This window comes from Rhodococcus sp. BS-15 (genome assembly GCF_000813105.1).
GTDB lineage: Bacteria > Actinomycetota > Actinomycetes > Mycobacteriales > Mycobacteriaceae > Rhodococcoides.
In genome coordinates this window covers 1-5,857 of sequence record NZ_BAOX01000297.1, presented here as the reverse complement: position 1 = coordinate 5,857, position 5,857 = coordinate 1, and the positions used below count along the sequence as shown (strand labels likewise).

Annotated in this window: 7 protein-coding genes and 1 pseudogene; 5 read left to right on the top strand and 3 right to left on the bottom strand. The window is 64.4% G+C overall.

Annotated features, from left to right (window positions below):
• Positions 1–281, bottom strand: a 281-nt coding sequence (locus RHBS_RS23155; RefSeq protein WP_237669604.1) for an MspA family porin, incomplete at its 3' end; no start/stop codon positions are given.
• Between the two features lie 508 nt (positions 282–789).
• On the opposite strand from RHBS_RS23155, the gene RHBS_RS23150 reads away from it, so the two are divergent.
• Entirely contained in the window at positions 790–1,152 is a 363-nt protein-coding gene (locus RHBS_RS23150; RefSeq protein ID WP_128646514.1) for a hypothetical protein, read from the top strand.
• 100 nt (positions 1,153–1,252) lie between these two features.
• Here RHBS_RS23150 and RHBS_RS23145 read toward each other — a convergent pair whose 3' ends face one another.
• The gene (locus tag RHBS_RS23145) at positions 1,253–1,726 is read right to left on the bottom strand and encodes a phosphoribosyltransferase (protein WP_121873204.1); all 474 of its coding nucleotides are present in this window, start codon (positions 1,724–1,726) and stop codon (positions 1,253–1,255) included.
• 82 nt (positions 1,727–1,808) lie between these two features.
• On the opposite strand from RHBS_RS23145, the gene RHBS_RS23140 reads away from it, so the two are divergent.
• From RHBS_RS23140 to RHBS_RS23130, 3 genes are all read left to right on the top strand, one after another.
• Positions 1,809–2,477 carry a bifunctional 2-polyprenyl-6-hydroxyphenol methylase/3-demethylubiquinol 3-O-methyltransferase UbiG gene (locus RHBS_RS23140; RefSeq protein WP_121873205.1) on the top strand — a complete coding sequence of 223 codons (669 nt, stop codon included), beginning with the start codon at positions 1,809–1,811 and terminating at the stop codon, positions 2,475–2,477.
• Between the two features lie 9 nt (positions 2,478–2,486).
• Positions 2,487–2,849, top strand: coding sequence for a VanZ family protein (locus tag RHBS_RS23135; RefSeq protein WP_121873206.1), 363 nt, complete (start codon positions 2,487–2,489; stop codon positions 2,847–2,849).
• Between the two features lie 230 nt (positions 2,850–3,079).
• Positions 3,080–4,510, top strand: coding sequence for a stealth family protein (locus tag RHBS_RS23130; RefSeq protein ID WP_121873207.1), 1,431 nt, complete (start codon positions 3,080–3,082; stop codon positions 4,508–4,510).
• Between the two features lie 3 nt (positions 4,511–4,513).
• Here RHBS_RS23130 and RHBS_RS23125 read toward each other — a convergent pair whose 3' ends face one another.
• On the bottom strand, positions 4,514–5,425 hold the full coding sequence (locus RHBS_RS23125) for a phosphodiesterase (RefSeq protein ID WP_121873567.1): 912 nt from the start codon (positions 5,423–5,425) through the stop codon (positions 4,514–4,516).
• Positions 5,426–5,584: 159 nt separating this feature from the next.
• On the opposite strand from RHBS_RS23125, the pseudogene RHBS_RS23120 reads away from it, so the two are divergent.
• Positions 5,585–5,857 (top strand): annotated as a pseudogene (locus RHBS_RS23120) (alpha/beta hydrolase); the annotation flags it as partial.

Sequence of the window (5,857 nt, the reverse complement as noted above, 5' to 3'; positions counted from 1 at the left end):
CCCTGTTCGATGTATCCGGTTTTCACCGCCGTCTCACCGGCACCGGTGATGGTGCCGGTGACCTTCGCCGAGACGAACCCCTCGCGCGTGAACGCCGTCGTCGCCACGTTCGGAACCGGGTTGACCGACAGGTTGCTGGCAGTGAGATCCAACGTCCAGCCATCATCGGTGACCGTGCTCGCGAACTTGTCGGCCAACGGCGTCGGCGTCGCCGACGCGGTGCCCGCGAACGCAGCAGAACCCACCATCACTGCTGCCGACACCACCGCACAACCAGCCACGGCCCTCGATATGCCATGTCCCCGCACCGTCGAACCAGTGGTAGCGCGTGCCATCGTTTCCATGAGCGAGTCTCTCCGTACGCGTGTCGGTGATTCCACCGACCACAATGGTTGCTGAAAGATAACTGCAGATCTGCCCGGGACGGTACAACACCCCACACATCCCCGACAGGCCTTCGACACCCGAATCACGCCGGCGACACCCCTACCCGGGCGTGACAGAAACATCTCCGGACACGCACGACCAGGCGGTTTACCGCGTCACAGCGAGTGACGCACCTCATAGTCACAGAATGGTGACGACCCAAAGCGAATGGAAATTTCCAGCAACCCTGGCGCAGTGGTTGTTACGAGGGCACGCTCTGCAATGTCCGAAGCCGCGCTTCCCCAGCGAGTCGGTTTCGAGCCACTCGACGGGCGCTTCACAGAACTGCTGTTTGCCGCGGCTCCGAGGCGGCACCCTCCACGTACCGTATGTACCATCTGTCGTACCGCGATGCCCGCGGGCATGCACTATGCGAGTTCGAGAGGCAGCTTCAACGGTGACACGACACCTGAATTCGGCAGCGTCGACGCCGATCATTCCCACAGCAGGCGTGCTCAGTTGCTGAGAGCGGCACGCTGCGCAGCGACCTTCCTGCTCGTTCCGGCCACGGTGACCGTTCTGGCCAGAACGGTCGTAGCTCGCGCCGGCCGCACAGAAGGCGTCCAGCACAGCACCGAAGACTGCAGCGGGTGCGGTCTGGTCGTTTACGACGGCCGCCGAGTTGGCGCGATGATCGCGCCCGAACCTGGCTGGACCGTGGGTGACGACGAGCAGTATTGCCCGGACTGCTCGGCCACCAGATTCCACACCTGGGGCTACACGTAGCAGTCGAACACGGTGCGCCGATGCCCCTTCGAACTCCGGCCGACACGATCGATCACGTCGACCACCCCGGCCCGACGGCGCAATGGTCTGGACCGGTAGCTCAGGTGATGACCGGCAACGTGGACCATGGAAAATTGATCCACTTGTCGGTCTCTCGCCACGAATAGTCCGGCTGCACAATGGTTCTCGACTTGGTGTAGATCACGGCCGACCGCACGTCGAGCGTGTGTGCCTTCAACAGGTCGATCACCAGAGCCAGAGTGCGGCCGGAATCGGCCACGTCGTCGACGACGAGCAGCTTCTTGCCGACGATTGCGTCGGTGTCCAGAAGAGGTTCGAGGACAACAGGATCGGGCAGGGTCTCCTCGATGTCGGAGTAGAACTCGACATTGAGGGTGCCGGCGGCCTTGACGCCCATCGCGTAGGAGATCGCACCCGCGGGGATGAGCCCACCGCGAGCGATCGCGATGACGATGTCCGGAACGAACCCGTCGTCGACGATCTTCTCGGTCAGGTCGCGCGACGCGTCTCCGAACGTCGCCCACGTCAGCACTTCACGTTCCGGTTCGGTCATGCCGCATCACTCTACCCAAAGCAATTTTGCCGATACAGCAAATAGGTTTGCGTCGACGGCCGGCAGCGGGCAGTCTCGAATCATGGCCGACCACACACATGCTCACACCCATCCTGCCGACCGGACCCACGCAGAGCCGGATTTCGAGAACGGTGCCTTCGACGAAGCATTCTGGGACGACCTCTACAACCAGCGCACCACCATCTGGAGCGGAAATCCCAACGCCGTGTTGGTACAGGAGGCATCCGAACTGACCCCGGGCCGCGCCTTGGACATCGGCTGCGGGGAAGGTGCCGACTCACTGTGGCTGGCCGGTCGAGGCTGGAACGTGACCGGTGTCGACATCTCCGACGTCGCCCTCGGCCGCGCCCGCGCGGCACAACAGGCACTCGAGCCGTTGACTCTCGCCGTGAACTGGCAACAGGAAGACGTTCTGGCCTGGACTCCCCCGGCCGCGGCGTTCGATCTGGTGTCGGTGCACTTCCTCCAGGTGCCACCGGACGAGCTCGACCTGACCACCCGCAGGTTCGCCGCAGCGGTCTCGCCGAAGGGGCGTCTGCTGATCGTCGGGCATAGTCCCAGCGACAGCCACGCCTCTCAGCACCCGGCCAAGCACCGACTGTTCGCACCGGAACCGGTCGTCGCTGCGGCGGGCGACGGGTTCGAGGTGATCCACGCCGAACACCGCACCCGTACGACGCCGGACGGCGATGAGCGAATCGACACGGTCGTGGTGCTGCAGCGCCGCTAAACTCGGGCAGTGTTCTCGCAGTCGACGTATCGAATACCCCTGGCCGTCACCTTCGTCGTAGCGCTGATCGTGCTCTTCACCCCCGCGTCCGGGGTGCCCTCGGGATTCCAGCACAGCGACAAGATCATCCACTTCGTACTGTTCGCGGCCCTGGCGTACACCTCGCGCCTGGCCGGAATCGACTGGATCCGAACCGCACTGTGGGTACTGGCGTTCGCGGCGATCTCGGAGGTCCTGCAGGCGATCCTGCCTCTGGGACGCTCCGGATCGGTCGCCGACGCTCTCGCCGACGCCACCGGAGTTGCTGTGGGCCTGGTCGCGGCGAGTCGGGTTCTACCGCAGCGCGTCGGACGTGCGTCGGACCTGCACTAGACTGACTCTGCACCGGGGTTCCTCGGCCAGCGCGCAACTCCGGAAGGAACGTCATCACCTCGTCTTCTGCCCCGCACGATATCTACCTCGTTCCACCGGAGCACGAGACCAACGATGCCGTCACCCGAGAATCTGCCGCATCCGCAGCGCGACTGAGCGAGCGATCCGACGTCGTCAGTCACGACGGCCGCTACGCACTGACCATCACCTCCACCACCCCGCACCAGGCGATGGTCGAGGATCTGCTGTTCATGCGCGCCGTGCTCGACGCCGCACGCATCAAGTACCTGCTCGTTCGCGGCAACGACGAACGTCCCGTCATCGCCATCGAACTGGCCGCACGCGAGGCGTTGACCACGGCACTGGTGCACGCCTGCCGCGCCGAGCCGTTCTACTCCAAGACCGTCGACGCCCGTGGCAAGGCAGTGCTGGTGGCCGACGGGTCGCTGTCTCCGTCCGCGAACGCACGAATCGTGCGCCTGTACCGCCCGCGGGTCGAGCCGTTCAGCGGTCTGTACTACGGCGCGTCCACGGCGGTACAGATCGAACTGTGGTCGTTCTCCCCGTCCGAGATCGTGCTGCCGATCGAGAATTCGCTGACCAGGCGCAACATCCGGCCAGACGAGGCCGTCCGCGGTACCGTCGAGCGCTTCGGCAGAACGTGGCCGACCATCGAGAACATGTTCGCCGACCACGCGTCGGACATCAATTTCGACATCGACATCGTCTTCTCCTGGGTCGACGGCTCCTCCGCCGAATTCCAGGCTCAGCGCGCGCGGCGAATGGCGAATTACGTCGTCGGTGAGGGTGACGATTCGGCTGCCCGCTACCGGCAGATCGACGAACTGAAGTACGCGCTGCGGTCGATCCACCTCTACGCACCGTGGATCAGACGCATCTTCGTCGCCACCGATTCGCCGAGGCCGGCGTGGCTGGCCGACCATCCCAAGGTGACGTTCGTACCGAGCGAGGCCTTCTTCGTCGACACATCCGTTCTGCCGACCCACAATTCGCAGGCCGTCGAAAGCCAGCTGCACCACATCCCCGGGTTGTCCGAGCACTTCCTGTACTCGAACGACGACATGTTCTTCGGTCGACCGGTGAGCCCGTCGATGTTCTTCTCCCCCGGCGGGATCAGCATGTTCATCGAGGCGACGACCCGAATCGGGTTGGGATACAGCGACGCCGACCGCAGCGGCTTCGAGAACGCAGCCCGCGTGAACCGTCGGATCCTGCAGAACCGCTTCGGAATGACCACGACCCGACACCTCGAACACGCGGCAACCCCGTTGCGGCGCAGCGTGATGCAGGAAATGGAGAACGAGTTTCCGGACGAGTTCGCGTCCACTGCCGCCAGCGCCTTCCGCGCGAGCACAAACATCTCGGTGACCAACTCGCTGTACCACTACTACGCACTGATGAGCGGCCGGGCTGTGGTCCAGAAGGACGCCAAGGTCCGGTACATCGACACCACCACCGTGGCGGGCCTGGACACGATGGAGAAGCTGCTCCCCAAACGATCAGTGGACTTCTTCTGCCTCAACGACGGCAGCTTTCCGGAGGTCGACCTGGACCTGCGCACCCGCACCGTGACTCAGTTCCTGGACAAGTACTTCCCCATCGTCGCACCCTGGGAACGCTCCAGAACCGACGAACGCTGACGCTCAGGCGTCGCTGAACGTCTTGCGCCTCGCACTGTCTGCGATGGTGACTCCCGCTTCGCTCAGCCTGCGCGCGGTCTCCTGAGCCGAGACCGGTTCTCCCACTGTGTCGTACGAGCCCGTCGGTACCACAGAGTGCACGACGGTGTCCTCGTAGACGTGGACCAGGTTGTATCCCTGGGCACCGTCGCGACCGCGCAATCCGCCTGCGGGCACGTTCAGATCCTGGGTGTAGCACGTGGCCGACGCCACCGAGACGGGAATACCCGCGAACGTGGCCGTCGTCGAATAGTGCAGGTGCCCAGCGAGAATGGATCGCACGTCGGTTCCGCGCAGCACGTCGGCCAGGCGCGGCTGATCGATCAGCTCGACCAGTACCGCGAGATCGAGCACGGTCGGCACCGGCGGATGATGCATCGCCAGGATCGTGCCGAACTCGGCGGGCGTGGCGAGTGTGTCGGCGAGCCAGGCCAATTGCTCGTCGCCCAGCTCACCGTGATGACGGCCGGGAACCGTCGTGTCCAGTGTGACGACACGGAGACCGTCGACGTCGTGGACGCGGTCTATGGACTGCACGGTCGGTTCGGCGTCGAGAAGCTTCTGGCGGAACGTCGCACGGTCGTCGTGATTACCCATCGCCCAGACGATCTGCGCACCGAGTTCCTCGGCCACCGGCTCGACCAACGCCCGCAGCTTCTCGTAGGCACCGGCCTCGCCCTTGTCCGTCAGGTCTCCGGTGAACACCAACGCGTCGGGACGCACACCCGAGTTGCGTACGTCGGTCATCACTTGTTCGAGCCGCAACTCACTGTCCACGCCGCCGTACAACCGACCGCCACCGTCGACGAGATGCGTGTCGCTGACGTGCAACAAGCAGTGATGGGGGCGTGGGTACTCGGCCATCCGAGACTTCATCGAACTCTCGCTCACGATCGGACCTACCGTTTTGCGATCGCCCGGGTCGGACGAACGCCACTGCTGCAAGCCAAGCATACGAGCGTTCACTGAGAAGAAGCTGGTCGGATCTCGGCGGTGAACACCGCACGAACTTCCGGCGTGTGACAAATTGTGGGCATGACGAAACCGAAGTTGATCACACTTCTCGCAACTGCAGGACTGACGGTGGGATCGATGGTCGGCATCGGCGTCGCGCCCGCTGCCGCGCAGGAGCTGCCGACCGTGGTGCTGGTGCACGGAGCCTTCGCGAACAACACCAGCTGGGACGGCGTCGCGAGAACCTCCGCGGCCGCGGCTACCCCCGTGGTGACGGCGGACAACTCGCTGCGCGGGCCGGCAGTCGACGCGGCCTCGGTCACCGATGTCGTCGAGAGTATCGACGGTCCGGTG

Bases quoted from the DNA above. Each gene is read 5' to 3' on its own strand.
- RHBS_RS23125 (WP_121873567.1), bottom strand. From the start codon at position 5,425: ATGAAGTCTCGGATGGCCGAGTACCCACGCCCCCATCACTGCTTGTTG.
- RHBS_RS23150 (WP_128646514.1), top strand. From the start codon at position 790: ATGCACTATGCGAGTTCGAGAGGCAGCTTCAACGGTGACACGACACCT.
- RHBS_RS23130 (WP_121873207.1), top strand. From the start codon at position 3,080: ATGGTCGAGGATCTGCTGTTCATGCGCGCCGTGCTCGACGCCGCACGC.
- RHBS_RS23145 (WP_121873204.1), bottom strand. From the start codon at position 1,726: ATGACCGAACCGGAACGTGAAGTGCTGACGTGGGCGACGTTCGGAGAC.
- RHBS_RS23140 (WP_121873205.1), top strand. From the start codon at position 1,809: ATGGCCGACCACACACATGCTCACACCCATCCTGCCGACCGGACCCAC.